The sequence below is a fragment of the Sphingobium sp. genome (genome assembly GCF_049304695.1).
Taxonomy (GTDB): Bacteria; Pseudomonadota; Alphaproteobacteria; order Sphingomonadales; family Sphingomonadaceae; genus Sphingobium.
In genome coordinates this window covers 38,045-64,593 of sequence record NZ_JBAQOK010000077.1, presented here as the reverse complement: position 1 = coordinate 64,593, position 26,549 = coordinate 38,045, and the positions used below count along the sequence as shown (strand labels likewise).

Annotated in this window: 24 protein-coding genes, 1 tRNA gene and 1 pseudogene; 14 read left to right on the top strand and 12 right to left on the bottom strand. The window is 62.5% G+C overall.

Going from position 1 to position 26,549, the window contains the following annotated elements; all coding sequences use genetic code 11:
• Positions 1–5 precede the first annotated feature (5 nt).
• From WA070_RS13395 to WA070_RS13365, 7 genes are read right to left on the bottom strand one after another with little or no spacing between them, the layout of a single operon-like run.
• A complete protein-coding gene (locus tag WA070_RS13395) occupies positions 6–575 on the bottom strand; it encodes a cupin domain-containing protein (RefSeq protein ID WP_422634429.1) in 570 nt (189 codons plus the stop codon).
• A gap of 10 nt (positions 576–585) precedes the next feature.
• Positions 586–1,071 carry a hypothetical protein gene (locus tag WA070_RS13390; RefSeq protein WP_422634428.1) on the bottom strand — a complete coding sequence of 162 codons (486 nt, stop codon included), beginning with the start codon at positions 1,069–1,071 and terminating at the stop codon, positions 586–588.
• Entirely contained in the window at positions 1,071–2,228 is a 1,158-nt protein-coding gene (locus WA070_RS13385) for an alpha/beta hydrolase family protein (protein WP_422634427.1), read from the bottom strand. The genes WA070_RS13390 and WA070_RS13385 overlap by 1 nt, the downstream gene beginning before the upstream one ends.
• 3 nt (positions 2,229–2,231) lie before the next feature.
• Positions 2,232–3,134, bottom strand: coding sequence for a VOC family protein (locus tag WA070_RS13380; protein ID WP_422634426.1), 903 nt, complete (start codon positions 3,132–3,134; stop codon positions 2,232–2,234).
• A gap of 11 nt (positions 3,135–3,145) precedes the next feature.
• The gene (locus WA070_RS13375) at positions 3,146–4,261 is read right to left on the bottom strand and encodes an FAD-dependent oxidoreductase (protein ID WP_422634425.1); all 1,116 of its coding nucleotides are present in this window, start codon (positions 4,259–4,261) and stop codon (positions 3,146–3,148) included.
• 44 nt (positions 4,262–4,305) lie between these two features.
• Positions 4,306–5,277, bottom strand: coding sequence for an MBL fold metallo-hydrolase (locus tag WA070_RS13370; protein WP_422634424.1), 972 nt, complete (start codon positions 5,275–5,277; stop codon positions 4,306–4,308).
• Between the two features lie 5 nt (positions 5,278–5,282).
• Entirely contained in the window at positions 5,283–7,574 is a 2,292-nt protein-coding gene (locus WA070_RS13365; protein WP_422634423.1) for a TonB-dependent receptor, read from the bottom strand.
• A gap of 104 nt (positions 7,575–7,678) precedes the next feature.
• On the opposite strand from WA070_RS13365, the gene WA070_RS13360 reads away from it, so the two are divergent.
• From WA070_RS13360 to WA070_RS13345, 4 genes are all read left to right on the top strand, one after another.
• The gene (locus tag WA070_RS13360; protein WP_422634422.1) at positions 7,679–8,590 is read left to right on the top strand and encodes a LysR family transcriptional regulator; all 912 of its coding nucleotides are present in this window, start codon (positions 7,679–7,681) and stop codon (positions 8,588–8,590) included.
• A gap of 161 nt (positions 8,591–8,751) precedes the next feature.
• Positions 8,752–11,448: a glycoside hydrolase family 2 TIM barrel-domain containing protein gene (locus WA070_RS13355; RefSeq protein ID WP_422634421.1), complete on the top strand. Its 2,697-nt coding sequence runs from the start codon at positions 8,752–8,754 to the stop codon at positions 11,446–11,448.
• Positions 11,449–11,622: 174 nt separating this feature from the next.
• Positions 11,623–12,378 carry a FadR/GntR family transcriptional regulator gene (locus WA070_RS13350; protein WP_422634420.1) on the top strand — a complete coding sequence of 252 codons (756 nt, stop codon included), beginning with the start codon at positions 11,623–11,625 and terminating at the stop codon, positions 12,376–12,378.
• 6 nt (positions 12,379–12,384) lie between these two features.
• The gene (locus tag WA070_RS13345) at positions 12,385–12,573 is read left to right on the top strand and encodes a hypothetical protein (RefSeq protein ID WP_422634419.1); all 189 of its coding nucleotides are present in this window, start codon (positions 12,385–12,387) and stop codon (positions 12,571–12,573) included.
• A gap of 20 nt (positions 12,574–12,593) precedes the next feature.
• Here the strand turns inward: WA070_RS13345 and WA070_RS13340 are convergent.
• From WA070_RS13340 to WA070_RS13330, 3 genes are all read right to left on the bottom strand, one after another.
• Positions 12,594–12,668: transfer RNA gene (locus tag WA070_RS13340), tRNA-Glu, on the bottom strand.
• 292 nt (positions 12,669–12,960) lie between these two features.
• Positions 12,961–13,761, bottom strand: a complete 801-nt coding sequence (locus tag WA070_RS13335) for a SapC family protein (RefSeq protein ID WP_422634418.1) — start codon at positions 13,759–13,761, stop codon at positions 12,961–12,963.
• A 138-nt stretch (positions 13,762–13,899) separates the two neighbouring features.
• On the bottom strand, positions 13,900–15,339 hold the full coding sequence (locus WA070_RS13330; RefSeq protein WP_422634417.1) for an FAD-binding oxidoreductase: 1,440 nt from the start codon (positions 15,337–15,339) through the stop codon (positions 13,900–13,902).
• A 77-nt stretch (positions 15,340–15,416) separates the two neighbouring features.
• On the opposite strand from WA070_RS13330, the gene WA070_RS13325 reads away from it, so the two are divergent.
• Together WA070_RS13325 and WA070_RS13320 are read left to right on the top strand one after the other, a co-directional pair.
• On the top strand, positions 15,417–15,863 hold the full coding sequence (locus tag WA070_RS13325) for a hypothetical protein (protein WP_422634416.1): 447 nt from the start codon (positions 15,417–15,419) through the stop codon (positions 15,861–15,863).
• A gap of 133 nt (positions 15,864–15,996) precedes the next feature.
• Positions 15,997–17,523: a DEAD/DEAH box helicase gene (locus WA070_RS13320; protein ID WP_422634415.1), complete on the top strand. Its 1,527-nt coding sequence runs from the start codon at positions 15,997–15,999 to the stop codon at positions 17,521–17,523.
• Positions 17,524–17,628: 105 nt separating this feature from the next.
• Here the strand turns inward: WA070_RS13320 and radC are convergent, their stop codons facing one another.
• The gene (gene radC / locus WA070_RS13315) at positions 17,629–18,324 is read right to left on the bottom strand and encodes a RadC family protein (protein ID WP_422634414.1); all 696 of its coding nucleotides are present in this window, start codon (positions 18,322–18,324) and stop codon (positions 17,629–17,631) included.
• 150 nt (positions 18,325–18,474) lie between these two features.
• Between radC and WA070_RS13310 the strand changes: the two genes are divergently transcribed.
• From WA070_RS13310 to WA070_RS13275, 8 genes are all read left to right on the top strand, one after another.
• The gene (locus WA070_RS13310; RefSeq protein ID WP_422634413.1) at positions 18,475–21,702 is read left to right on the top strand and encodes an intermembrane phospholipid transport protein YdbH family protein; all 3,228 of its coding nucleotides are present in this window, start codon (positions 18,475–18,477) and stop codon (positions 21,700–21,702) included.
• The gene (locus WA070_RS13305; RefSeq protein WP_422634412.1) at positions 21,699–21,887 is read left to right on the top strand and encodes a YnbE family lipoprotein; all 189 of its coding nucleotides are present in this window, start codon (positions 21,699–21,701) and stop codon (positions 21,885–21,887) included. Before WA070_RS13310 ends, WA070_RS13305 begins: the two co-directional genes overlap by 4 nt.
• Positions 21,884–22,282: a YdbL family protein gene (locus tag WA070_RS13300; RefSeq protein WP_422634411.1), complete on the top strand. Its 399-nt coding sequence runs from the start codon at positions 21,884–21,886 to the stop codon at positions 22,280–22,282. Before WA070_RS13305 ends, WA070_RS13300 begins: the two co-directional genes overlap by 4 nt.
• Before the next feature lie 173 nt (positions 22,283–22,455).
• Positions 22,456–22,779, top strand: a complete 324-nt coding sequence (locus tag WA070_RS13295) for an AtpZ/AtpI family protein (protein ID WP_422634410.1) — start codon at positions 22,456–22,458, stop codon at positions 22,777–22,779.
• 48 nt (positions 22,780–22,827) lie between these two features.
• Entirely contained in the window at positions 22,828–23,613 is a 786-nt protein-coding gene (locus WA070_RS13290; RefSeq protein WP_422634409.1) for a F0F1 ATP synthase subunit A, read from the top strand.
• A gap of 53 nt (positions 23,614–23,666) precedes the next feature.
• Complete coding sequence (locus WA070_RS13285) at positions 23,667–23,894, top strand: F0F1 ATP synthase subunit C (protein WP_006961951.1); 228 nt, start codon at positions 23,667–23,669, stop codon at positions 23,892–23,894.
• A 101-nt stretch (positions 23,895–23,995) separates the two neighbouring features.
• A complete protein-coding gene (locus tag WA070_RS13280; RefSeq protein ID WP_422634408.1) occupies positions 23,996–24,490 on the top strand; it encodes an ATPase in 495 nt (164 codons plus the stop codon).
• On the top strand, positions 24,483–25,097 hold the full coding sequence (locus tag WA070_RS13275) for a F0F1 ATP synthase subunit B (protein ID WP_422634407.1): 615 nt from the start codon (positions 24,483–24,485) through the stop codon (positions 25,095–25,097). The genes WA070_RS13280 and WA070_RS13275 overlap by 8 nt, the downstream gene beginning before the upstream one ends.
• 321 nt (positions 25,098–25,418) lie before the next feature.
• On the opposite strand, the pseudogene WA070_RS13270 reads toward WA070_RS13275, so the two are convergent.
• Positions 25,419–26,473, bottom strand: a pseudogene (locus WA070_RS13270) (NAD(P)-dependent alcohol dehydrogenase).
• Positions 26,474–26,549 lie beyond the last annotated feature (76 nt).

Below are 26,549 nucleotides of genomic sequence, written 5' to 3'. Positions count from 1 at the left end.
CTGGCTCAGCGCTTCAGGCTGTCGTCGAACGTTCCGTCGATCAGAATGAAAACGATTCGGCAATTGCTGTTCGAGCGATTGGACCAGCCATGGTTGGTGCCGCGCTGGATAACGATATCGCCTGCACGGACGGTGGTTTCCCCTTCGTCCATGATGAGAACCAGTTCGCCCTCCACCACGATGCCATAGTCGATGGTTTCGGTCCGGTGCATCAACGCGTGGCGCGATCCTTCGCCATGATGCGCCGACGCGTCATGCGCGCCCACTTCGGCGAAATGGGCGCGGGCTTCCTCCGGCGTCATGGTTCGGATGCCGTCGCCTTCGGGCGGGATGTCGAGGACGCGGATGCGAGTGCCGTTCGTGGGTGGGGCGAGGATAATGCCCTGTTCAGCGGGTTCGACCGAGGCAGCGTCGATAGGCGCTGGCGTCGCCTGCGTATTCCAGACTTCGTGGAACATCGGGCCGATGTCGCCGCCGACGCGCTGGGTGCGCTGAACCGGGCCGTCATCCTGGATGATGGCGCGACCGGCTGCGTCGTGGCCGGTGACGATGCGGCGAACGGATGCAAATTCCATGTGCATATTCCTAAATAAGGGGCGCGCCGCGAACCATGCGCCGCAGCACGCGTCGTGTAACCCATGCGCCGAGCGCGGCGCCGTAGATGATCTTGATGGCAAGGGCGATCGGCCAGTCCAGCATAGCGATGCCGCTGGCCAGCCAGGCAAGCGCGACGGCAACGCCCAGCGTCAGGCCGAACAGGACCGAAACGCACGCAGCCTGCAACAGCCATCGTGTCGTGGCAGGACCGTCATGCCCGGTGCCGATGCGCCCAGCCCTTTGAGCGTGGCGGGCAATCAGGCCCGGCACAAAACAGGCCATGAGCGCCACTGCCGCGCTTTGCGGCAGGAAGTCGAAGGCGTATCCGCCCCAACCCCCCACCGTGACACGCGCATCCGTCCCGAAAACGCCGAAGAAGAACAGCGTGCCGATCACGCCATTAATCGCTGCGCTGACGATCGTCTCGCGTGCGATATAGGCGTCGATGCGGCCCGTCCGTTCTTCCGCAGCCATCAGGCGGTCTTGCCGCCCAACGTATCGGCGAACCAGTCGGCGATATAGTCGCGGCCGTAGGACATATTGTCCGCACCGACATGTTCGACGCCACCTTCGCGCTCGGTAAACAGCTTAAGCGCGCGCTTGGGGCTGTTGACCAGCTGGTCGTAGCAGTCATGGGCGTAATCGACGCTGATCTGCCGGTCTTTCGCGCCATGGGTCACGAGGAATGGCACCTTGATACCGTCCATATGACCATTGAGGTTCATGTCGGCGGACTTGGCCAGGAAGTCGTCCATGTCGCTCGCGCCAAAAGCCCACATGACGTGCGCCCAATAATGGGGAACGGGGTTTTCGCCTTCGCGCTTCATGCGCTTCTGCTGGACCTCCGCCCAATTATGATTGGCGCCCCAGACCGCGCCGCTGGCAAAGCGCGGTTCATAGGCGACGGCGCGGGGGGCGAAATGGCCGCCCAGCGAAATGCCGGTCATGCCGATCCGCTTGGGATCGACATCCTGTTGCTGCTCCAGCCAGTCCACCGCCTTGCTCGCCCAATGTTCGCTATGCGGATCGACGGGCAGTTCCTGAAGACGCAATGCTTCGCCAGAACCCGGCTGATCGACGCAGAGCGTCGAAATGCCGCGCCGCGCCAGCGCTTCGGGCAGGCGCGACCAGTAGAGCAGTTCCTTGCAGCTATCGAGACCATTGCAATAGACCACGACCGGATGCGGGCCGTCGCCGGGCGCGCGGGTGTAGAGAGCGGGCATGGTGCCGGTGCTGAGCGGGATGTCCACACGCTGGCGGTTGATCTGGCCCAGAGCGGTCGAGCGGTCGAAGGTATCGCGCGCCTTGGCATAGGTAGCCTGACGGCCCGGATGGCCATGGCCCTGCATCCGTTCGGCGTTGAACAGATAGAGCGACGCACGCTCCAGCTTGTCGGAAGCGGAGAAGGCGCGACCTTGCGCCTCATCCTCTGCGGCAAGGCCGATCAGCTTGTCGGCCATCGCGACCCATTGCGCCATGAACATCGGCGTGCCTGCATCCGCGCCGGACGCTGCGGCGTCCTTGATGGGCTGGCACATATCGACGATTTCGCCGATGCGCCCGCCGCTTTCCATCGCGATCGCGACCGACAGGTTCCAGATATAGTTGGGGAAATATTCGAACAAAGCCATCGATCAGACCTCCACTGCCTGGAACAGACCCTTGTCGGGTGCGGCGTGCGGCATGGTCTGGGGACCACCGACGCCGATGCCCCACTGGTCCATGATGCCGGGTGATGGGGCGTGGACCTGCGATTCATGGCCTTCGAAGTCCACATCCTCCAGTTCCGAACTATATTCGACCGCGAAGCCTGCGGGCGTCGTGAAATAGCTGAACGTGTTGTTGCCAGCCGTGTGACGACCCGGACCCCAGCGTATGTCGGTGCCCTTGAGCCGTAGACGGTTGATGCCGACCATCATGTCGTCGATGGTCAGCATGTCATAGGCGACATGGTTGAGGCAGGGCGGGCCGGGCAGGAAGGCGATGCGGTGATGCGCTTCGTTGCAGCGCAGGAAGCACATGAAGTCGCCGAGCCAGTCGGACACCTTAAAGCCCAGCACGTCGCAGAACCACTGGACCATCGCCTTGTGATCGGGCGAGTGGAGGACGATGTGGCTGATCTTCTGCGGCACGCCTTCCCAGCGTGCGAGTTCCCGCGCGGTGCGGCGGGCGACGTCGCTCGACACTTCGAAGGTCAGGCCGTCGGGGGAGAAGAAGCGGAAGCCATAGCCGCCGCCCAGCGTGTCGAGTTCCTTGGGCGCGAAGATGATGCGGCATCCCGACGCGACGACCCTGTCATGCAGGGCATCGACATCGGCGCGGCTGTCGGCGGCCAGCGCGATCACGTCGATACGCGATTCTTCGGCCTGACGCAGGCGAACAACATGATGTTCATCGCCGCCATCGGCCGCGAAATAGACCATGCCGTCTTTCTCACCCGCTTCGACCAGTTTCCACTGGTCGGCGTAGAAGGCCCGCTCGGCCTTCAGATCAGGCAGGCCGTAGCCCACATAACGAATTTCTGTAACGCGGCTCATATTGGCTTCCTTCAGATCGGCTGGGATACCATCGCGAACATTTCCGCGGTGGCTTTATGATTGTCGACGGGCGCGCCTTTACCAAGCTGGCCCATGCAGATTTCGAGCGATTTTTCCACGATGTAGCGGCACCGGTCGTGGCGCCGGTCGCGATAGGCGGACAGCGCGCTGTCCAGATCGTCGTGGCAGCTAAGTTCCTCCGCCAGCACGATGCTGTCCTCGATCGCCATGCCCGCGCCCTGACCCAGATGGGGCGTGGTGGCATGGACGGCATCGCCCAGCAGGACGACGCGGCCCTTGTGCCAGGGACCGTCCAGCATGAACGCTTCGAGGGGCCGATAGACGACGCCGTCATCATCTGTGATATGTTCGCCCAGCGCCTGGATTGCGGGCGAACACCGGGCTATCTTTTCGCGCATACGTGCGGCCAGCCCTTCACGCGGATAACGGGGATTGCCCGGTTCGGCGGTGGTGACAAACATATACATCAGCTCTTGCGATATCGGCACCAGTCCGACGCCGGTGGGACCATTATAGGCCTGAAGCGAGTCCATGCCTTCGGTGCGGGGCAGGTTGTAGCGCCACACTGCCTGACCGGTATAGTGCGGCGACGGCGCATCGGGGAACAGCAGCGCGCGGGTCTGCGAATATACGCCGTCGGCACCGACGACCAGATCGAAGCTGTCCTGCGTGCCATCCGAAAAACGCACGGCCACCTGATCGCCCTGATCGTCCATGTCGGTCGCGGTAACGCCCAGCCTGACTTTGGCCCCCGATGCGATCGTGCGGTCGCCCAATACCTTGTGCAGGGCGGGGCGGCCAACGCCCAGATTGGCCGGATAGCCATCGACCAGACGCGGGGAGGGGACGCGCGCGACTTTTGTTCCGTCTGGCGCGAAGACTTCGACCGTATCGAAGCCTGCGCCGGCCGCGACATATTCGTTCAGCAGGTCCAGATGATCCATCGCGCGCAGGACGTTGGACTGCTGGATGATGCCGACGCCATAGACCGACCAGTCGGGATCACGCTCGATGACGGTGACGTCGAACCCTTGTCCGCGCAAGGCAATGGCGGAGGTGAGGCCACCTATGCCCCCGCCGATAATGAGGATGTTGCTGTTGTCCATGTTCAGTTTAGTGCCTCATGAGAAGGGTGGCATAGGGGAGGGGATCAGAAGCGGTCGAGATCGTTGGCGATCGCTGCCGGGCCGGTGAAATGTTTGCGGATCGTCGCGATGTAAGCGCGGGTCCGCGCGGCATCGGATGTGCCACCGGCGATATGGGTAACGGCCACCGCCTTCACCCTGGCGCGGGCGGCCAGCCCGCCCACCTCCTGTGGCGTCAGGTGATGAGTTGTCAGATGCTGGACCATCGTTGCCTTGACGTTGGCGGGCATGTTCGGGCTGGTGCGCGCGACAAGATCCAGCGTGGCGTCGATGTCGATCATTTCGCTGACCAGCAGGTCCGCGCCGGATGCAAGGCGCTCTACCGCCGCGCTCGGTCCGGTATCGCCGGTATAGGCGATGGAGCGTTCGGGCATATCGAACCGCAGGGCATAGGATTTATAATTGCGATCCTCCACGCTGCCGGGCGCGAAGTCATAATGGGTGTTCTGCACGACCCGGACGCTCATGTCGTCCACCCGGATGGTTTCGCCGTCGCGCAGTTCGATGACCGACACGATATTTTCGGGCGGGGTCCAGGACTTGCCGGGGATGCCATAGCCTGCCTTGGCCGATGGTTGAAGGCTGGCGACCAGGCCCGCCACCAGTTCGCGCGTGCCGGGCGGGCCATAGATGGTCAGCACGTCGCGCGCCTCGGTCTGGTTCCGCAACCCCAATATGGCCGCCAGTCCACCGATATGGTCGACATGCAGGTGGCTGAGGAAAACGGCGCGCACCCCCGAAAGCGGCAGGTCCGCGCGCGCCATCTGTTCCACCGTGCCGTCGCCGGTATCGACCAGATAGGTTTTGCCGTCGCGCACGATGGCGTTGGCGGGTTGCGACCGATGTCCGTCCGGCACCGGACCGCCCATCGTCCCCAATGTAACGAAGGCGGCGCGTGGCGGCCCGGCGGCCGCCGCTGCTGTTGCCAGCAGGGCGATCACGCCGGACAGCGCCGCACAGGTGATCCGCGCGGACATGGCCCTCACAGGTTGAAGCCCACACGCACGCCATAGGTGCGCGGTGGCCGCAGCGTGCCGACCGGGAAGTCGAGGATCGGGCGCGTGCCAGCGCGTGCCAGCACTTCCTTATCCTCGATATTGTTGATGAAGGCGGTGATGCTCCATTTGTCCTGCGGACCTTCCAGCGTCAGGAAGGCGTCGGACATCATGAAGCTGCCCTGTTGTTCTTCATCGCGGAAGTTGGAGTTCATGTAGCGGCTGGATTCGATGTTCGATCGCGCCCCTGCCACCAGCACCATGTCGCCACCGATGTGGAAGCTGTGCTGATAGCCCATGTTAATCGCCCATTTGGGCGAATTGACCGTGGGCTTGCCCGAACAGTCGATGTCGTAGAAGCGCGCGCCGTTGATACCGGGGTTGGCCAGTCGCGATCCTGTGATCGTGCAGCCGGTGGTGACGGGCGCGCCAGTGGGCGAGAAATTGGCAGTTTGCAGGCTTTTATATTTGCCGTTCAGATATTGGACGTTGAGGTTGAACAGATCGTCGCGGGTCGGCGCGAAGCGGGCCTCCGCCTCCGCACCGAAGATGCGCGATTTGCCTGCGTTGGAAGTCAGCGACCCTTGCGCGAAGATGCCGTTGCCGGTCTGAACCCCGCCCACGAACGTGACCTGCTGGTCCTTATAGTCCCAGTAGAAGGCCTCGATATTGAGCTGGAGCTTGTTGTCGAAGAAGCGGTTCTTGGCGCCGATGGTGTAGGCCGTCAGGCTTTCGGGACGGAAGCTGTTGTTGGGCGGCGATGCGACGAAGAAACCGCCCGATTTGAAGCCGGTCGCCACATTGGCATAGACCAGCGACGCGGGGCCAGCGTCAAATTCAACGCCTGCCTTCCAGGTGAATTTGGTGAAGGTCAGGTCGCCGGTGATGGGCGCGCCCAGGGATGGATCGACCGGGCCGGGCAATCCGCCCGCCACTGATGCGGTCAGTTGCGACTTGTCCTCCCGCGTATAACGTCCGCCAGCGATCAGGCGCAGACTATCGCTGAGGTCGAAGGTCAGTTGGCCAAAGGCGGCGAGGCTCTGCGTCTTGAGCCGGGGGGTGAAGCGGGTGGTGGAAATCCGGCCCTGACGGAAATAGTTGAGCGTATCCTGCTGCTCGTTGAAGAAGAAGCCGCCAAGAACGTAGCGCAACCGTTGATCGGCGGCCGACGTCAGCCGCGCTTCCAGCGACATCTGTTCGGCATTATCCTGTATTTCGCCACGGAATCCGGGGAGGTAGGTGCGAAAATCCGCTTCCGATTTGCGCCAGGCGGGAATGACGGACAGCGTGGCAAAGCCCATGTCGCCATCAACCTGCGCGCTCAGCCCATAGAAGTGATTGTCGAGATAGCCGTCCTTACCCGCATTTTCGATGCAGCCGCTGGCGATGAAGCCGCCCGCGCAGAAGGGCGGGGCGAACAGCGTGGACGCATAGCCGTTGATCGCGGCGATCGCGCGCGCATCCGAAATGCTGACCCGGTCGTCGAGCGAGGGCACCGCAAAGGCCTTGCTGGGCAGCAGCACAGCGCCGCTGCCTTTGCCGCCCTGATGATAATAGTCGCCGACGATGTTGATCGACCACAGGTCCGAAGGCTTGAGCAGGAAGGACGCGCGCACCGCTTCGCCCTTGTCATCGTCATAGCCGTCGGAAATATAGCCGTCGCGATCGACCACCTGACCCGCTACGCGCAGGGCTGCTGTCTCGCCGAACGGAATGTTGACCGCCAGAAAGCCCTTCTTGCTGTCGTAATTGCCATATTCGGCCAGTCCTTCGACGCCGAATTTACCCAGAACAGGCTTTTTGGGCAGGACGTTGATCGCGCCGCCCGTCGCGTTGCGACCGTAGAGCGTACCCTGCGGTCCCTTGACCACTTCGACCCGCTCCAGATCGTAGAAGACGCCTGCCGGTGCGGTCGGGCGGCCGACATAAACGCCGTTGAAGTTGAAGGCGATGGCGTTTTCGGAAAAGCTGTTCTGCGAATTGGTGCCCACGCCGCGCAGGAAGAAGCTGGTCGTTCCCCCTGTTGGCTGGACGACCAGCGCTGGCACCAGCTTGCCAAGGTTGGAGGTTTCCGTGATGCCCGATCGGGTGAGATCGTCGCCAGTGACGGCGGTGACGGCGATGGCCGCGCGCTGGAGGCTTTCCTCGCGTCGCTGCGCGGTCACGATGATTTCTTCCAGTCCACCATCGGAAAGCTGCGCCTGATTATCCTGCGCGAACCCCATGTGCGGCACGATTGCGCCGCTGAGCATCGTCGCGCCCCATAAAATCTTTTTCATATATCCTCCCTCATCGCCCGGTCTTTGCGGGGTGGAAGATGAGTGACATGCTTTCAAAAAGCAGTAAAATGGATGATATATGTTGTAATTCAGCAATAGGATTGATGGTTATGCGGCTTGATCGGTTCGATCTCAACCTTCTGGTGGCGTTCGACATATTGGTGGAGGAGCGAAACGTCACGCGCGCGGCCAAGCGGCTCAATCTGACGCAGTCCGCGATGAGCGCTGCGCTGCGCCGGTTGCGTGACGCATTTGCTGACGAAATTCTGGTGCAGCACGGGAAAAAGATGATCCCCACCGCCGCCGCGCTTTCCCTTGCGCCGGAAATTTCCGCAGTCGTGGCGGACCTGCGCGGCATCATCGCGCGCGGACTGTCGTTCGACCCGGCGCATAGCCAGCGCATTTTTCGCATCGTCGCGTCCGATTATGTCACGACGGTGCTGATCGGCCCGATGCTGGAGCGCATGCAGCAGTCGGCTCCGGGAGTGCGGATCGAGATCACGCTGCCGCGTAACGACATTCACGCGCGGCTGGAGGATGGCGAACTCGACTTCATCGTCGCACCCGAACGTTTTTTGGAAGGGCCGCATCCGCGCGAACTGTTGTTCGAGGAACGCCATGTGGTGGTGGGATGGTCCGGCAATCCCGTCATGCAGCAGCCGTTGACGGAAGAGCTTTACTACAACGCTGGCCATGTCGCCGTCAGCGTGTCGCGGGACGGAACGTTCATCGAAAATCATTTGCGTGAACATGGCGATCGCCGCCGGATCGAGATTATTTGCGCGGCTTTCAGTCAGGTCGCCTGGATGTTGCCCGGAACGACGAGGCTGGCCCTGATGCACGAGCGTCTGGCGAAGGTCATGGCGTCACGACTGCCCTTGCGGATCGTGGATGCGCCTATCGACCTGCCGGTCATGCGTGAAATGCTGCAATATCATCATGCGCGGTCGGCAGATACCGGGCTGACATGGTTTCGCGAGCAGTTACGCGACGCCATGGATGATGGGATAGGCTGACGCGCCTTTCCCCATAGCCATCATCGCAGCGACAAGGTTGGCATTACGGCCTGCTCGGATGTCTGGCGCAGAGCGTTGGCCAATTGGATTGACAATAATTCGTCTCGACGACAGAGTGGTCATACCATTCGTCGTTATTTGAGCTATTCCAGGAGAGCGCCTTGATCCCCCACCGGTTATCCATGCTGTCGGCGGCGCTGCTATGTTCGGTCGCCACACCGACCGTCCTTCTTGCGCAGCCTGTCGCTGCTGCGGCTGCTCAGGATATAAGGCAGAGTGTCGCCCTGACGTCCGGCTGGGGTTTCCAAATGGGGGATTCGGCTGGGCCGCCCCAGGGTAATTCGACATGGCAACCGGTGGAGGTTCCGCATAGCTGGAACCGGATAGGCTCCTATTTGCCGGGCAGTCCGGCCGCCACGACGCTCAACCGCCCGATCGACCAGACACAGGGCATCGGCTGGTACAAGCTGACCCTGCCCGCAGCGAACATGTCAGGGTCGCAGCGCCTGTGGCTGGAGTTCGAAGCGGCGAGCCGGACGGCGGAAGTGTGGCTTAACGGGCAAAGGCTGGGCAGTCATGCGGGCGGCTTTTCGGCCTTTCGTTTCGATGCGACGTCGGCTTACCGGCCGGGCGGCAGCAACATCCTGCTGGTGAAGGTCGATAACCGCTCGCCTGAGACGAAGGGCGTGCAGCCGACATTGCCACTGGCAGGCGACTTCTTCGTGCATGGCGGTCTCTATCGCCCGGTGAAGATGATCGTGACGCAGGCGGCGCATTTCGCGATGCTCGATCATGGCGGCAGCGGCGTCTATGCGCAGACGCGCGCGATAGACAATGGCAGAGCCGCGATTTCCATCATGTCGCGCATTCGCAATGACGCCAAACGGGCTGTGCGCGGTGCAGTGATCATCCGCTTCGTCGACAAGGATGGCAAGGACGTCGCCCGGCAGGTCAGCCCCATTCACATGGGCGCGCGGGCCGACGGGGAAGCACGCATCGACCTGACCATCGACAAGGCGCATTTGTGGCAGGGCACGGCCGATCCCTATCTTTACACGATGGTCGCGGAATTTCGCGATGCAAAGGGCGCATTGCTGGACAGCGTCAGTCAGCCCTTCGGCGTCCGCACCATGGCGCTCGATCCCGATCGCGGCTTTCTGTTGAATGGCAATGTCCTGGCCCTGCACGGCGTGGGGCTGCATCAGGACAGCGGCAAGGACGGATGGGCGCTGAGCGAAGGCGACATTGAAGCCATGGTGTCCACGATCCATGAAATGGGCGCCAACACGATCCGCCTGACCCACTATCAACATGGGCCGGTCGTGCATGCATTGGCGGACAGGCTGGGCCTGATCCTGTGGGACGAAATACCGCTGGTGACGGCATGGACATTGTCGCCGGATGAAACCGAGGCACCCAAAGCCGTGGTCGATAATGCGCGTCAGCAACTGGTCGAGATGATCCGGCAGAATTATAACCATCCGTCCGTGGCGGTGTGGGGGATCGCCAACGAAGTGGATTTCGGCCCGAACCGGCCCGACTTCATTGGCAAGGCGGTGAGCGAGGTTCCTGATCCGCGCGGCCTGCTGACCGATCTCAACGCGCTGGCCAAGGCGGAAGACAGGATCCGTCCGACCGTGCTCGCCAATTGTTGCGAGAATAACGGGATGCCGGGCGTGCCCGACGTGTCGGGGATTACCGACGGGCTGGGCGTCAATCGCTATATGGGCTGGTATTATGGCAAGGCGGACGACTTCTCGTCGGTGCTGGACGACCTGCACCGGAAACATGCCGGGCAGCCGCTGGCCCTGACCGAATATGGGGCGGGCGGCGCAACGTCGCAGCATAGCGACGATCCCGAGGGCGGACCGATCAATGCGTCGGGTCGCGACCAGCCGGAAGAATATCAGGCCTGGCTGCATGAACGCGTCTGGCCGCAGGTGAAGGCGAAGTCCTATCTGTGGGGCAGCTGGCTATGGAACAGCTTCGACTTTGCGACCAAGGTCCGCAAGGAAGGCGATTCCATCGACATCAATACCAAGGGTCTGGCGACCTATGACGGCGCGATCCGCAAGGACGCCTGGTGGTATTATCGCGTCAATTGGTCGGCCCGTCCGGCGGTGCAGATTGCGGGCAAACGCTATGTCGATCGCGCCTATGGCGTCACCGACATCAAGGTTTACAGCAATGCGCCGGAAACCGAATTGCTGGTCAACGGCACATCCATCGGCACGATGCGCGCCTGCGCCTTTGCGACCTGTGTCTGGCCCGGTGTCCGTTTGAGCGAAGGCCAGAACCGGATCGAGGCGCGTGCGCGCTTCACCAACGGAATGCAGAGCGACAGCGCGGACTGGACGGCAGGACGCGACGCAGCGGATACATTCCGTATCGACAGTGGCGCCATTTTGGCGGCGCCCGATGCGACGCATCGCTTCGGTTCCGACGCCTTTTTCGAAGGTGGCACGCCGGGCACCGCAGACACGCGCAAAAATCGTTATGCCCCGTTCCAGTCCGCTGCGATCACTGGCACGGCTAATCGGGATCAGGCCGCGACATACCGATCTGGCGATTTTGCCTACCGCATTCCGGCCCGGCCCGGTCGCTACACCGTGGTCCTCCACTTCGTGGAGCCATCGGCGGAGCGCAGCAAGCGCGTCTTCGACGTGGCGATCAACGGCAAAACGGTACTGGCTGGATTCGACGTCGCGGCTACCGCTGGCGGCACGCTGAAGGCGATCACGCGCAGCCTGCCCGCGATCGCCGGGAAGGAGGGCATCATGATCGCTTTCAAGCCCAAGGTCGGGCAAGCCATCGTGTCCGCGCTGGAGATCGTCCCGGTCGCCGCAGCGCGTCAGTGATGACGCGATCGGGCAAGGGACCGATCCGTCGTTGCGTAGGAGGATCATTAGCCTGATAGGCGCAACCTTCAACTATCCAGCCTTGTCGGCGACATGATGCGGATGTGGTAAACCGCATTATTGCGATTGGTAAGATGACTTGCGAAGGTTCAGGCCTTGTGACATGCCAGCGGCATGGCAGAACGGACGAAACTGTATCAGCGCGTGGCGCTTGAAATCGAGCGTGGCATCCGGGACGGCCTGCATCTGCCAGGATCCCGGCTGCCGCCCGAACGCGATCTGGCCGAGCAGTTCAGCGTCAGCCGCCCTACGGTTCGGGAAGCGATCATCGCACTGGAAATTCGCGAACTTGTCGAAGTTCGGCACGGATCGGGCGTCTATGTCGTCGTCCCGCCAGACAATGGCGGCGCGGCTGCGGAATTGAATGTGGGCGCGTTCGAACTGATCGAAGCCCGCCTGATGTTCGAAGGAGAGGCCGCAGCATTGGCGAGCGCGGTCATGACCGACGATGAACTGAAGCAACTCAAGGCGATATTAGGCCGGATGGAAGTTGCAAATCCTGCATCGAGCGTCGAACTCTCGCTGGATCGGGCGTTTCATCTTGCCATTGCGCAGGGTACGAAAAACAGCCTGATCGAGCAGACTATCGAACATCTGTGGGACTTGCGGGAATCCTCCCCCCTTTGCCGACATATGTTCGAGCAGGCCCGGCAAGGTGGCATTAATCCACGACCCGACGAACATCGTCGCATTTATGACGCACTCGTCGCGCGCAACAGCGACATGGCCCGCGCCGCCATGCGGGACCATCTCACCCGCGTGTCAGAAGATTTGCTGGCCGTCACCGAACTGGAAATGATCGAGAACGCCAAAAAAGAAATCGGCCATAAAAGGCGTCGGCTGGCAAATGGGAAGGCCAGCAGTCTGTAGCGGCCCTTGCCCAACGCCGCATTGATGAAGTCGAGCGGCCAGCGCAGTTTCTTCATCGTGACGGCGGAGCGACCTTCGCGCTCGACTTTCACCAGCCATTCGTTGGCCACGGCCTTGAAGCGGTTAGAGGTGGCCAAAATCGCGGCAAACTATCATGAAAAACCGCAGAAATCCGCCGTTCTCGGCACTTCCTGAAACCCTATGGGAGAGTATTTTGGTGACCCCTACGGGAATCGAACCCGTGTTTCAGCCGTGAGAGGGCCGCGTCCTAACCGCTAGACGAAGGGGCCATGGACCGCGCCAGGCGGTCGGCAGGAGGGTGCGTCTATGCAGCGTCCTGCTTTTCGTCAAGGGAAACTGCGCCGGATCAACGCCGCTCCATAAAAAACCACCCCATGCAAGCATGGGGTGGCCAAGGTTCAGGGAGGAGACGCCTCCAAAGGGGGAAGCGCCCATACGATACACCCGAAAGGGGGGCAGGTGCATCGCATGTTCAGTAAGTAGGCCAGGTCGCTTCGCCTTTCAAGGGGGCGAAGCGACTTTTCTTGTAAAGATTATAACCGCTTCGGGTTAACTTGCCGTTCAGGCCGAAGCTGGTTCGGCATTTTCCTGTGCTAGCGCGGGCATGGCGATCGGCCCCTTGCCCTGTGCAACCTGTGCCTCGAAAATGTCGCGCATCAGTTGAAGCGAGAAGAGGTGAGCGTAGATCAGCGGCAGCATCCCGCTCTGGTTGATCTTGCGTAGCTGATCGCCACGCAAGTCGCGTAGCTTTTCCTCGTTAATCATGCGGAATCCGCGATAGATGAAGGGCTCCTGCGCCAGCGGCGTCTGGATCGTCACTTCGCCTTCCATCAGCAGGTCCATTTCCTGAAGCTCGCGCACGAACTGGCCGGTGCGGGCCGCCGCCTGCTCGAAATCCTCGCAGAATTTCAGCACGCCCTGCGTCAGCTCGCTGGGCTTGCCATCTTCGAACAGCGCCTGGCCATCCTCGAACATACCAATCGCAGCGCTGGTCGGGTCGAAGCAGAGCGAGAGTTCATCGACGTCGGGGCGCAGTTTGGCCAGCATCCAGGGATAGCGGCGGACATATGCAGGAACATAGGCCGGGCCGCGCAGCTTGCCTTCGTCATCTACGAAGATGTTTACGCCTTCATTGAGGCCCATCAGTGCCAGGGGAACCGAATCCGCGCCCGCCGAAAAGATGATCGGCACGAAACGCTGGGCGGAGACGAATTCGTCGATGGTCAGGGGAATGGCGTGCTGGGTCGTCAGGAACGGCGCGGCATCGACGGCTTTGCTGCGAAAATCGACATGGTCCTGGCTGCTGAGCGGGATCAGGTCGTTGTAGAAAATCGGCAGAGTATTGGCGGGCGCGCTGGCCATGATCCGGTGTCCATTTCTGTCAGTGAAGCAACGCAATGGGATGCGCCGCCGGGCGTAAATCTGGGTGAGGGCGATAAAGACCTAGGCGGCGGGAGGCAATTGCTTTCCTTCGCCGCCTCATTTGCGATTTCGGGTCGGTTATCCTTCGTCGGGCAGGGGGATGAGCTTGCCGGGGTTGAACAGGCCGTCGGGATCGAACGCGGCCTTGATCGCGCGCAATGCGCCGATCCGCGCGGGACTGGCCAGCCGCCCCAGTTCCGCGCGCTTCATCTGGCCGATGCCATGTTCGGCGGAAATCGAGCCGCCCGCTGCGACCACCGCATCATGGACGAAAGCGTTGATCGCCTGTCCTTGCTCCGCGATCCATGCCCGGCCGTCGGTCGTGCCGCGTGGCGCACGGACGTGGAAATGGACGTTGCCGTCGCCAAGATGGCCGAAGGATGATGCGGTGGTGCCGGGAAAATGCGCCTGCGCGGCATCGGCAGCGTCGATCATGAAAGCGGGCATCCGCGCCACCGGTACGCTGATGTCATATTGCAACGCGGGACCCTGCGCCTTTTCAGATTCGGATAGCGATTCGCGGATGCGCCAGAAGGCTTCAGCCTGCGCCTCGCTCGCGGCGATCGCGGCGTCGATCACGATGCCTTGCTCCATGGCGGCACCAAGCGCCTGTTCCAGCCGTTCGGAGGGGCCGGGATCGGCGGCGGTCGCATGATCGACCTCAATCAGCACATGCCATGGCGTGCGGGTCTCGATCGGCGACCGGGTGCCGGGGATGTGTCCCAGCACGAAGCCCAGCGTTTCGTCGGCGATCACCTCGAAGCCCTCGACGCTGTCGCCCAGTTCGCGTTCCGTCAGCCGCAAAAGGGCAAGCGCATCGGCGGGGGAGGCGACCCCGACCCAGCCTACCGCGCGCGCCGCGATGGCAGGCGCTAGCCGCAGCGCCGCCGCCGTGACGATGCCCAGCGTGCCTTCCGCGCCGATCAGCAATTGCTTGATGTCATAGCCGCGATTGTCTTTCTTCAGCGCGTCCAGCCCTTCGAAGATACTGCCATCGGGCAGCACAGCCTCCACCCCCTCGACCAGCGCGCGCATTGTGCCGTGGCGCAAAACCTGCGTTCCGCCGGCATTGGTCGATACCAGTCCGCCGATCGTGGCGGATCCCTTCGCGCCCAGGCTCAGGGGAAACCGCCGCCCCGCAGCCGTCGCCGCGTCGTGCAGATTGCTCAGGATCACACCCGCCTCGCACACGGCCAGATTGTCCTGCGCGGACAGGCTGCGGATAGCATTCATGCGGCGCAGCGACAGGATGAGAGCGGAACCGTCAGCGGGCGGCGTTGCTCCACCGACCATCGACGTATTGCCCCCCTGCGGCACCAATGCGACGCCCAGTTCTCGCGCCAGCGTCACGACCGCTGCAACCTCCTGCGTCGATACAGGCGACAGGATCGCTGCTGCCCTGCCATGATAGCGCCCGCGCCAGTCGCTGGCCCATGGTGCGATATCGTCGGGGTCGGTGGTGACGCCCTTTGGCCCCAGCAGGGCGATGAAGCGGTCGATGATGGTCTGTGCGATCATGAAACAGGCCTATGCCCCGGAATTCATCGACGGTTCAACCACAACGCGCTAGCACCATGGTTCCAAAGGGGTTCGTCTTGTTCCAATCCGTCCTGTTGTTGCCCATATCCCTGCTCGCCGCGTCCGCCGCCGATTCCGTGCAATGGGCGCAGTTGTCGATTCAGCAACGTGTGATCATCCGCGTGCCGTTGGCCAAGAAGGGCAAATCTCCCGTGCGGATCACGCCGGATTCGCGCGATTCGTGGGATGAGAAAAAGGGGCCGCGATGCGTGGCGCTGCGCTCGATTCGCGCGGCTCATATCGCGGTGCGCAACGGTGTCGATCTGATCCTGACCGACGACCATCGTTACCGCGCACGGCTTGGCAAAGGATGCGACGCCGCTCGATTCTATTCCGGCTTCTATGTCGAACCGGATGCGGACGGATCGCTCTGTTCAGGACGCGACGAATTGCAGGCGCGCGGTGGCATGAGTTGCAGCATAGAGAGTTTCAAACGACTGATTGCCGCCGAACCGGACGATTGATGCCCTGACAGCGCTATTGGTACGCCTGAAAAGTGCGATTTCCTTGACAAGCGGCTGATATTTCCGCAATGCGCGCCCGATTTCCGTCCCGCATTCGCGCAGGCCGGATAAGCCTCCTGTTCCGGACCATTGAATGACTTTTGCCGATCTCGGCCTTTCCGACGAATTGCTCAGGGCCGTAACCGAATCCGGTTACGACACGCCGACTCCTATTCAGGAGCAGGCGATTCCGTCCGTCCTGATGATGCGGGACATTATCGGCATTGCCCAGACGGGGACAGGCAAGACGGCCAGCTTCGTGCTCCCGATGATCGACATATTGGCCCATGGCCGCAGCCGCGCGCGCATGCCGCGCAGCCTGATTTTGGAGCCGACGCGCGAACTGGCCGCACAGGTCGCCGAGAATTTCGAAAAATACGGGAAATATCACAAACTTTCCATGGCCCTGCTGATCGGCGGCGTGTCGATGGGCGACCAGTTGGCCGCGCTGGAAAAGGGCGTGGACGTGCTGATCGCGACGCCGGGCCGGTTGATGGATCTGTTCGGTCGGGGCAAGATCATGCTGAACGGCTGTTCGCTGCTGGTCATCGACGAAGCCGACCGCATGCTCGACATGGGCTTCATCCCCGACATCGAGGAAATCTGCACAAAGCTGCCCGCGCAGCGCCAGACATTGCTGTTTTCCGCGACGATGCCGCCGGTCATCAAGAAACTGGCCGACAAATTTCTGTCCAACCCGAAATCCATCGAAGTCGCGCGCCCCGCCAGCGCATCGACCAACATCACGCAGCGGTTGGTGAAGGTCGAGTCGCGCAAGAAGCGCGACCTGCTTGCCCATATGCTGGAGGCGCAGAACGTCACCAGCGCGGTCATCTTCTGCAACCGCAAGACCACCGTGCGCGACCTGAACAAGAGCCTGCAACGCGCCGGTTTCAAGTCGGGCGAAATCCATGGCGACATCGACCAGGGATCGCGCATCGCGGAACTGGAGCGGTTTCGTGCCGGCACTGTCAACATCCTCGTCGCGTCGGACGTCGCTGCGCGCGGGCTGGACATCAAGGGCGTCAGCCATGTGTTCAACTATGACGCGCCCTGGCACCCGGACGATTATGTTCACCGCATCGGCCGCACCGGCCGCGCGGGCGCAACCGGCGTCGCCTATACTTTCGTCACTGAAGCGGATGCCGAGGCGATCGACAATATCCAGAAGCTGATCGGCACGAAGATTTCCTACGAAGCGCTGCCGGGCGAATCGGAGCGGTCAGATTCGACGCGCGAGGATACGGCCGACGGCGCCAAGGCTGCGCCCAAGTCCGACCGTCGCCGCGTCGGTGGTGAAAAGCGCAATGGGCGTGCGGCTCCTGCATCTGAAGCTGCGGCAGCGCCCGAAGCGAAAAAGCCGCGCACCCGCGCGCCCAAGGTTGCAGCACCAGTCCCAGAGCAAGAGCCTGCGCCAGCAGTTCAGGCACCCATGGCGGAACCTGCGCGCGAAGAACCCGTCCGTGAACAGGAACCCCGTCGCCAGCCTCGCCCCGACCGGGCGCCCGCACCCGTCGCCCAACAGCGCCAGTCGCGCCGCAATGAGCAGGCCAATGACGGCCCGGACGATGGCTGGAACGGCCCGGTGCCGGAATTCCTGAACTTCGGCTTCACGGAATAAGCGCGAACCTGTCTTCTCCCTCATGGGGGAAAGATAGGCAGCCTTACCAACATTCCGTTCCCTGGCCTGCGCCGGGGAACGTGAACGGTTCGCCCCGTACGTTCTTTACAACAATCCCTTGGCGCGCATGCTCACATGCCCCTGCGCGCCGATGATGATATGATCGTGAACGGCGATGTTCAGCCGCTTGCCCGCTTCGATGATCTGCCGCGTGACGTCGACATCCTGTCGGCTTGGTTCGGGCGATCCGCTCGGGTGATTATGCACCAGGATGATCGCCGCCGACCCCAGATCGATCGCACGACGAATAACCTCACGGACATAGATAGCCGCCTGATCGATCGACCCGTCGCCCATATTTTCGTCACGGATCAGCATATTGCGTGCGTTCAGATGCAATACCCGCACGCGCTCCACGCCCAGAAATGCCATGTCAGCGCGCAGATAGTCGAGCAGTGCCTGCCAACTGGCCAACACTGGCCGGGCGGCGACTTCGTTGCGCAGCATCCGCAGCATCGTCGCCTGCACGACCTTGATCGCTGCGATGCTTGTGTCGCCCATGCCCGGCACGCGCGCGATCGCCTGCCAGTCGGCGGTCATCAATCCGCCGATGCCGCCAAACTCCCGCAACAAAGCCTTGGCCAGCGGCTTGGTGTCGCGACGGGGAATGGCCAGCGCGAGGAGATATTCGATCAGTTCATGATCGTGCAGCGTGTCGCCGCCAGTCTCAGCCAGTTTGGCGCGCAGACGCGACCGATGCCCGGCGCCGTCATGCGCGATTGTCGCATCCTGATCGGCCAAAGATCGCGCCCCCTTGCTGCTGGCCCTTCCGTAACACGCCCGACGCTATAAGGTGCGCATTTTCCGGGCAAGGATATTTCCCCTCGCCCGGACGTTATGGACCCGTTACGGACCATTAGCGTCGCATGAAAGCCGGGGTTGGCGAACAAGATGGAAGATCAGGACGGCGAAGAGGCGGTTCGCCGGGGCTGGCTGCGCTGGTTGGGAGTGGGCACTGGATCGCTGGTGCTCGTGCTGGCTGGATTGTGGACGCAACGTGCGCCGATCGCGGAAAATTTCATTGGGCGCGAACTCAATGCGCTGGACGTTCGCGCCAATTATGACCTGATAGACTTAGGCCTGCGGACGCAGCGGATCGAAAATATCGTCCTTGGCGATCCCGCACGACCTGACCTGACCGCCAGTTGGGTGGAAATAGACATCGCGTTCAGTGGCATCACCCCGCATGTTGCTGCCGTGCGGGCAGGGGGCGTGCGGCTGCGTGGCTCACTGCATGACGGTGTGCTGGACCTTGGCGAACTCGACAAATTCCGCGACTCGCAATCGACCGCGCCCTTCAGCCTGCCCGACATCCTGCTCTCGCTTGCGGACGCGCGCCTGACCCTTGCGACCGACGCGGGCGGGGTGGGGATGCAGATCGATGGATCGGGCAATTTGCGTTCGGGCTTCGACGGTAAAGTCGTCGCCGCGATGCCGCGCGCGACACTTGCCGGATGCAGCGCGACGCAGGCAACCGCACAACTCAACGTCGTCATGGAGCAGGGCCGACCCCACCTGATCGGGCCCACGCGTGCCGCCGCCATCGCCTGCGCAGGCACGGCGATCGCCAGTCCTGCCGCGACGATCGATCTGACGCTGAGCGCGGCGCTCGACCGGTGGAGCGGCCATGCCGACCTGTCGGGCGCAGCGCTTAAAAGCAGCGGCGTCGTGCTGGCATCGCCATCAGGCCGGATCGACTTTGACGGCGGCAAGGATGGCACGAGCGGCAAGGCGCGTGTCGCGGCACAGGCTTTGTCGGGCGGGGGCGCACGTTTGCAACAGGCGGACCTGTCGGGTCAATGGTCGATCAAGACAGGCGAGGCACGATTCGACGGGCGACTGGCAGGGCGCAATGTGCGCATGGCCGAACGCGATCCGCTGGCGTCGTTGCGCCGATCAACCGACGGCACGCCGGTAGGGCCGCTCGCCATGCGACTGGCCGACGCCGTCAAACGGGCCGGGGACGATAACCGCATAGACACGCATGTCGCGCTCGTGCAGCGCGCAGGCACAGGCGCCCTCGTCCTGACGGATAGCCGCTTCCAGTCGCGCAGTGCCGCACAGGCCGGCTTGGCACCCGACGGACGGCTGACCCTGCGCTGGCCCGGCCGCGCCGGGGCGGCGGTCGACTGGGCGCTCGACGGGGCGATCACCATGCAGGGCGGCGGCCTGCCGCAGGCGGCATTGCGGCTGGCACGGCGTTCGGGTGGTGGCTTTGGCGGTCAATTGTTCGTTGATCCCTATGCGCAGGGCGATGCCCGGATCGCACTGGAACCGGTGCGCTTCACCGCCGACGCCAACGGCGCGACTCGCTTTGCCACCGCCATGCGCCTTGACGGCCCGTTGCCGGACGGACGGCTGCGCGGCCTGACCATCCCGATCGAAGGCGATGTAGCCGCCAATGGCGCGATCAGCGTCAATCGTCGCTGCGTGCCGGTGTCGCTGGTCGAAGCGCGCTATGGCAGTTTCGCGGTCGGGCAAACGCGCCAGACACTCTGCCCCATCGGCAACGCCGCATTGTTCGCCTCCGGTCCCGGCGGCATGCGCGGCGGGGCGGAGATTCGCAAGCTGGCCCTGAACGGGCGTAGCGGTGACAGCCCGATGCAACTGACTGCCGATCATGCCCGCGTGGCATTGGGCCAGACCGGATTTGCTCTGGCCAACGCCATCTTTTCCATCGGCCCGAACGACGCGCCTGTTCGTCTGTCCGCCGCCACGCTGCAAGGCCACACAACGCCGCAGGGCTTTGCCGGAACGCTCGCTGACGCAGGCGGGCAAATCGGCACGGTGCCGCTGATCGTGGAAAAGGGCGCGGGCGACTGGTCCTTCGTCAAGGGCGCGCTGGCCCTGCACGCCGCGATGACCGTGCATGATTCGCAGCCGTCCGCGCGCTTCAACCCGCTGTCGGTCCCCGATTTCGCGCTGACGTTGAAGGATGGCCGCATCGCCGCCACAGGCACGCTGACCGCCCCCCGCAACAAGGCAATGGTGGCAAAGACCGTCATCGCCCATGACCTTGGCAGCGGTCGTGGCCATGCCGACCTGTCCGTGCCCGGTCTCGCCTTCGGATCGACGCTCCAACCCGAAGACGTCACCCTGCTCGCGCGCGGCGTCGTCGCCAATGTGGTGGCCAATGTGACGGGGCAGGGGCGGATCGACTGGACCGGATCGACCGTGACCAGCACTGGCACTTTCCGCACCGACGACGCCAAACTCGCTGCCGCTTTTGGTCCAGTCGAGGGGCTTTCGGGCGAAATCCACTTCACCGACCTGATCGGAATCGTCACCGCGCCGGGGCAGGTGGCCCACATCAAATCGGTCAATCCGGGCGTCGAAGTGCGCGATGGCACAGTGCGCTATCGGCTGGAAGCGGGGCAGAAAGTGCGGATCGAAGGCGGCGGCTGGCCCTTCTCCGGCGGCCAACTCGACCTGTTGCCGACCACCATGGACTTCAGCGCTGACGTCGATCGCTACATGACGTTCCGCGTTGTCGGGCTGGACGCGGGCGCGTTCATTCAGGCAATGGAGCTGGACAATATCTCCGCCACCGGCACGTTCGACGGCATCATGCCGCTGATCTTCAACGCGCAGGGTGGGCGTGTCGCGGGCGGCGTGCTGGTCGCGCGGCAACAGGGCTTGCCGCCGCTCATCATGCCCGAAGGCGTGCTGCCGACGATTCCCTGCGATCCTGCACGCCAGTCGGGCGTGCTGTCCTATGTCGGGCCGGTGTCGAACGAACAATTGGGCGTGATGGGCAAGATGGCCTTCGATGCGCTCAAGAATCTCCAGTATAAATGCCTGACCATTTTGATGGACGGCGCGCTGGATGGTGAGATGGTGACAAACGTCGTGTTCAACGGCGTCAATCGTGGCAAGCTGGGCGATGCGCCGGGCGGGATTGCGCGCAGCTTCATTGGCCTGCCCTTCATCTTCAACGTCCGCATTTCCGCCCCATTCCGTGGTTTGCTGGGCACGGCGCAGTCTTTCATCGACCCGACCCAGACCATCCGCGACGAAATCGGCAAGCAGGCGCAGGAAAAGATGCGGGCGCAAGCTGTGCAGGGGCTTGCGGTTCAGCCTGCGGAAAGCGACAAGAGCGTAACCAAGGGGCAGCAATGACGACAAGAAGCATCATGATCGCCGGTTTGGGCATTCTGACTCTGGGTGGATGCATCCAGGTGAAGGCGCCCGACAAACCGATCGAAATCAATCTGAACGTGAAAGTCCAGCAGGAGGTCGTTGTCCGCCTGCAACGCGATGCCCAGGATCTGATCCAGAATAACCCGGAGTTGTTCCCGCAATGACACGCAAGATACTCATGATCGCGGCCGGCGCCGCCGTTGCGCTGGTGTCCGGTTTTGCCCTGACCGCGCCCGCGCGTGCCCAGTCGGGCACCGTGGCAGCCGCCATGGCTGCGGGGACGGTGGGCGAACAGGCCGACGGTTATCTGGGGATCGTCGGTTCAGTCGGTGCAGATGTCCGAGCCGAGGTCGAATCGATCAACATCAAGCGCCGCGCCGCTTATACGCAACTGGCGGGCCAGCGCGGCGTAACGGTGCAGGATGTCGCAGCGGCCACGGGTTGCCAGACGCTCAGCAGCCGGGTGAAGCCCGGTCAGGCCTACCGGATCGGCTCAGGCGCATGGCAAACCAAAAGCGGGGCGATCGCGCTGCCTGCCTATTGCGCGACGGCGGGCTGAATAATCCGCTCTGGCGGACTTTTGTGCTTCCTTCGTTCGGGCAGGCTATTCTCTGCCCTAACCATGGTTGACTATCCGCAATCCCCTTTCTAAACGGACCGCGCCTTGACGGGTGCAGCCGCAAGCTGCCATGTCGCCTGCCATAAGGGGTCAAACCCGGATGGAGGATGAACATGGTTGCGGATGGACCCGGACAGGACCCGGCGGGGGAGGACGTGCGGATCGCTTCGTTGGAAGAGCGGATCGCACGCGCCGAACATGTCGAAAAGGTCAGGCAGGGGGCTACTGAGCAAGCGGCGGACGATGGGTCTCGCCTCGGCAACAGGGTTCTTGCGGAACTGATCGGTGGTCTTGTCGGTGGTGCGTTGATCGGCTGGGTTCTTGACCGGCTGCTTGGCACATCCCCGTGGCTCCTGCTCGCCTTCCTCGGTCTGGGGATCGTGGCGGCGTTCAGGAACATCATCAGATTGACGACGACAAAGCGTCCCCCGGAATAAGGGACGCTTTAGTTTTAGTCCGAATAGACGACGTAACAGGGGTCCAGCGTGGCAGAATCCGGCAAAATCGATCCGATGCATCAGTTTGCGATCGAACCCCTGTTCGGTACGGATCACCTGTCGCTCGGCGGCTTCAACATCGCTTTCACCAACAGCGCGCTCTATATGGTGCTGGCTGCCATTGTGTTGTGGATCTTCGTGGTCGGCGGCATGAAGCGCGAACTGGTGCCCGGTCGCTGGCAGATGGCGGTCGAATATATGACCGGCTTCATCAAGAACCTGCTGATTTCCAACGTGGGTGAGGGCGGCAAGAAATATATTCCTTACGTCTTCTCGCTGTTCATGTTCATCCTGCTGGCCAACCTTCTGGGTCTGCTGCCGCTGGGTCTGGTCGGGCTTCACCCCTTCACCTTCACCAGCCACTTTACGGCCACCGGCGTGCTGGCGATCATGAGCTTTTCGATCGTCCTGATCGTTGGCTTCTGGAAGCATGGCTTCCACTTCTTCTCGCTGTTCATCCCGCATGGCACGCCCGCTTTGATGGTGGTGCCGCTCTTCTTTATCGAACTCGTCTCCTTCATGGTGCGTCCATTCAGCCTGGGCCTGCGACTGTTCGTCGCGATGACCGCTGGCCACGTCCTGCTGAAGGTTTTGGCCGGGTTCGTCATCAACAGCGCCAACGCTTCGCCAGCGCTGGGCCTGACCGTCGGCACAGCCAGCTTCATCCTGATGGTCGGCATCAGCGCGCTGGAAATGCTGGTCGCGGTGATCCAGGCTTATGTGTTCGCGCTGCTGACTTCGGTCTATCTCAACGATGCCGAAAATCTGCACTGAGTTTCATCTGATTTCGTCAACAAATATTGTATTTTAAAGAAGGAGTTTACGACATGGACGCAGAAGCCGCAAAGCTGCTCGGTGCTGGCCTGGCCGCAATTGGTGCAGGCATCGCTGCCCTGGGTGTGGGCAACGTGTTCAGCGCATTCCTGGAAGGCGCGCTGCGCAATCCTGGCGCTGCCGACGGCCAGCAGGGTCGTCTGTTCATCGGTTTCGCTGCGGCGGAACTTCTGGGTCTGCTGGCGTTCGTTATCGCCATGATCCTGGTGTTCGTGGCCTGACAACGGCTTACGGCGGGGGCAGGGTGGCGCGATAGCGCTGTCCTGCCCCCGCCCGTTATCCGCACCCACTTGATACCCGCGCCCTGATCGGACGGAAAAACATGCCTCAAATCGCGCAAATCGCCGACACTTACTCCAGTCAGATATTCTGGCTGCTGTTGACGTTCGGCTTCGTCTTCTTTGTCATCGGCCTCGGCATGGTGCCCAAGGTGCAGGGCACGGCGGATGCGCGCGATGCGAAGATCACCGGCGATCTGGATGCAGCGAAGGCGGCCTTCGCGCGCGCCGACGAAGCGGAAGCTGACTATCGCGTCCGTGACGCACAAAGCCGCACCGCGGCTCAGGCGACGCTGGCCAAGGCCAAGAGCGAAACCGCCAAGGCTTCCGAAGTGCAACTCGCAGCCGCCGATGCGGAGGTCTCCACGAAGATCAATGCGGCGGAAGCCCGGATCAAGGCAGCAAGCGATGCTGCCCTGACCCAGATCGAAACCGTCGCAGCCGAAGCGGCGCGCGACATGGTGGCACGTATTGCCGGCGTGGAAGCGTCGGACGAAGCGGCCCGCAACGCAGTAAAGGCGGCATTGGCGCATGGCTGAGGCAGCAGCACAGCATCAGGGCGATACCGCCCCTTCACTGGATCAAGCCATTCATTCCGAAGGCATGGAACCGGTCGGCACCGTCGCGCACGAAGGTGTCGCGCCGCATACTGATCCTCAGGCAGTCGGCATGGACGCCACCGCATGGGTCAGCTTGGCCATGGCCGTCTTCATCGGCATCCTTTTGTTCAAAAAAGTGCCTGCCCTGATCGGTGGCGCGCTGGACGGCCGGATCGCGCAGATCAAGGAACAGCTTGCCGAAGCATCGCGTCTGCGCGCGGAAGCCGATGCGCTGAAAGCCGAATATGAGGCGAAGCTTGCCGCTGCGACCGGTGAAGCCGAAGCGATGCGCAAGTCCGCAGAGCATGAAGCTGAAACGCTGATCGCTGATGCGAAGGTCAACGCCGAAGCGCTGGTCGTCCGCCGCCAGAAAATGGCCGAGGACAAGATCGGCGCGGCCGAGCGCACCGCCGTCGCCGCGATCCGCACCCGCGCCGTCAACGCCGCGACCGCCGCCGCCGCGACGCTGATCGCACAGGGCCATGACGCTTCGGCGGACAAGGAACTGGTCGATCATGCGATAGGACGCCTCGGCACGATTAACTGATCGCAAGATATTGCAAACAAAATGGGCCGGTGCGCATCGTCGCACCGGCCCTTTTTGTTTGTGGCCCCGAACGCTTCCAAACAGCGCGGCCATTCACGCCCCGTTTTGAACAGAACACCACGTCCGTTCGCCCTGAGCCCGTCGAAGGGCTTTGCTTCCCCTCTCAAAGAGAAGGACGAGGCTTCGACAAGCTCAGCCCGAACGGACGTGAAATTATATTTCTATTTCGGAGCAGATCAGGTCGAGAGGTCGAGGGGGTTTTTCTGCTGACCCACCATCGCGGAAAATGGCGAGCGCCCCAAAAGGCACCCGCCCGTTCTGTCAGCCCGCCAAAGTAGCGTTGTCGATGACGAAGCGATATTTGACGTCGCTCTTTCCCATCCGCGCATAGGCGGTTTCGATGTCCTGCATGGCGATCAGTTCAATGTCGGCAACGATGCCCTTTTCCGCACAGAAATCGAGCATTTCCTGCGTTTCGGCAATGCCGCCGATCAGCGATCCGGCAATCGCCTTGCGACCGAATATCAGCACGCCGACATTGGGCGAAGGATGCGGATGTTCCGGTACACCCACCACGGTCATCGTCCCATCGCGCTTCAACAACATGGTGAAAGCGTCCAGATTATGGCTGGCCGCGACGGTGTTCAGGATGAAATCGAAGCTGTTGGCATGCGCCGCCATTTCATCGGGGTTGCGCGACACGACGACTTCGTCCGCGCCCAGATCCAGTGCATCCTGCCGCTTGGATTCCGACGTGGTGAACGCCACGACATGCGCGCCAAGCGCGTGGGCCAGCTTCACGCCCATATGGCCAAGGCCGCCGATGCCGACGACGCCGACCTTTTGCCCAGGCCCGACATTCCAGTGGCGCAGCGGCGACCATGTCGTGATGCCGGCGCACAGCAGTGGGGCGACGGCGGCAAGCTGGTCCGCCGCATGGCTGACCTTCAGCACGAATGGTCCTTGACCACGATGCTCTGCGAATAGCCGCCCAGCGTGTGACCGGGCGCGTCATTGGTCGGGCCGTTATACGTGCCGACAAAGCCGGTCGTTTCGCAATATTGCTCCAGCCCTTCGTCGCAGGACGCGCAGGACTGGCAACTATCGACCATGCAGCCGACGCCGACGGTATCTCCGACCTGGAAGCCATCGACCTGATCGCCGATCGCCGTCACATGGCCGACGATTTCATGGCCCGGTACGCAGGGGAAAAGCGTCCCGTCCCATTCTGAACGCACCTGATGCAGGTCGGAATGGCAAACGCCGCAATAGGCGATGGCGATTTGCACGTCGTGCGCGCCGACGCTGCGCCGCTCGATCGTAATCGGCTCCAGCGCCTTGTCGGCTGCGTGGGCGCCATAGGCTTTTACGCTCATGGTTGATGTCCTTAATGATGGAATGCCGCCGGGACCGGCAGCGTGGGCCATAGATAGGATTGAGGATGCCGCGATC